The organism is Thiolapillus sp. (assembly GCF_048562965.1).
Classification (GTDB): domain Bacteria; phylum Pseudomonadota; class Gammaproteobacteria; order Chromatiales; family Chromatiaceae; genus Thiolapillus; species Thiolapillus brandeum_A.
Genome location: NZ_JBHNMF010000738.1, coordinates 1 through 1483, shown reverse-complemented (window position 1 = coordinate 1483; position 1483 = coordinate 1). Strand labels below are relative to the sequence as shown.

Below are 1483 nucleotides of genomic sequence, written 5' to 3'. Positions count from 1 at the left end.
TTACTTTGATCCTCATGGTCTGATCTCCTTATTTTAGCCGCTAAAATTTACTTTCAGTAATCGAATGCCTGGTACGGCTTTGAAAATGCCATATCCTTCGTGACAATGACGTTGAAACGGAACCCCGGTCGAATCTCCAGCGTCGGCGCGATGTTCAGGTGCTTTGTGATCATCTGAGCCGTTGCCTGCCCGAGCTGTTGCCCCAGCGACTCACTCAACGCATCACTGGCGCGCCTGCTGTTATCGTTGTTATCACTGTTCCCGTTATCCTGGCTCAGTGTGATGCCGGCTGTGACTGCCGACATCAGGAACGCCGAACCGAATATCCGGAGATAGTGGTTGTTGGTTTTATCGGCCAGGCCGGCATAACCCGCGCCGTCCGATCCGGGCATCGCACCCATATCCAGTGCCTTGCCATCCGGAAACACGATGCGCTGCCAGGCCACCAGCACCCTGCCCTGCCCGTAAGCCACCTTGCTGTCATACGAGCCGATCAGCCTTGATCCCTGGGGCACCAGCAGGTAGCGTCCCACAGGCGTGTCGTAGACGTTCTGAGAGACCTGAGCGACGATCTGACCCGGCAGGTCGGAGTTAATACCCGAAATCAGCGTAGCGGGTATCACAAAGCCCGCTCGCAGCATGTACGGGGTCGATGGCATATCCATCCTGGCGTTCAACGTCCAACGGTCTCCACCCTCTTGATTACCGAACTGTCCGTATCCGTCTGCCGACGATGCCGCCGCCCGGATCAACAGGGGCGAGCCGCCGCCAGATCCGGCCGGCGACGCCCCGCCGTTCTGTTCCTCCACGATCTGTCTGGCAGCTGCCAGGCGTGCTCTGTACGCGGCTGTCGGGTCATCGACAGCGATTGCTGACGCCTCCCTGCGAAGCGCCTCAATCCGACGAACCATCTCATCCCTGTTACGTGGCGTGCTGTTGCCTGCCTTATAGCGGGACCCTGTACTGCGGGGTGCCGACATTTGCACTCCCGATTTTGATTGCACAGCCTCCCGGAACATAGCGAACTTTGCCGCACGAATCTTTTCTGCTTCTTCGTCGCGTTCCGGCTGTTTCAGTGCCGGTTGCAACTGCTGTTGTGGCGGCAACGGCGGCCGTCTCGGATCGACAGGTTTGGCCACCACGATTTCCTGTGGCTGCCCTTTTGGCATTTCGGGGATCACTGGCTTTGCCGCTGGAATAAGGCCCTCCCTATCGCCCACCATGCCCAGGGCCATCGCCATGTTTGCCGCTACCGGATTTTCTTCTTCCTCGCTGATGCCCTGCTGAGAAGCGCGGTCTATGGCCACGAGCATCATCATGAGGAGAAACGTTCCCAGGACACCACCGATGATGTACATCGGCATGTTGTTCACCCGACGGACACCGGCCTTCTTCCCTACAGCGCCAGGCGATGCCTCCGGGGCCATCTGTTCGTTGGTTTCAGGCATCTTTTTACTCCTTGCGCGCCCAATAACCGGCCGGC

General features: G+C 58.5%; 1 protein-coding gene. It reads right to left on the bottom strand.

Annotated features, from left to right (window positions below):
- Nucleotides 1–53: 53 nt before the first annotated feature.
- Nucleotides 54–1448, bottom strand: coding sequence for a TrbI/VirB10 family protein (locus tag ACOCD2_RS19670; RefSeq protein ID WP_293646574.1), 1395 nt, complete (start codon nucleotides 1446–1448; stop codon nucleotides 54–56).
- Nucleotides 1449–1483 lie beyond the last annotated feature (35 nt).

What these genes read in the sequence shown, in the direction of transcription:
- ACOCD2_RS19670 (WP_293646574.1), bottom strand. Translation starts at nt 1,448, where the DNA reads ATGCCTGAAACCAACGAACAGATGGCCCCGGAGGCATCGCCTGGCGCT.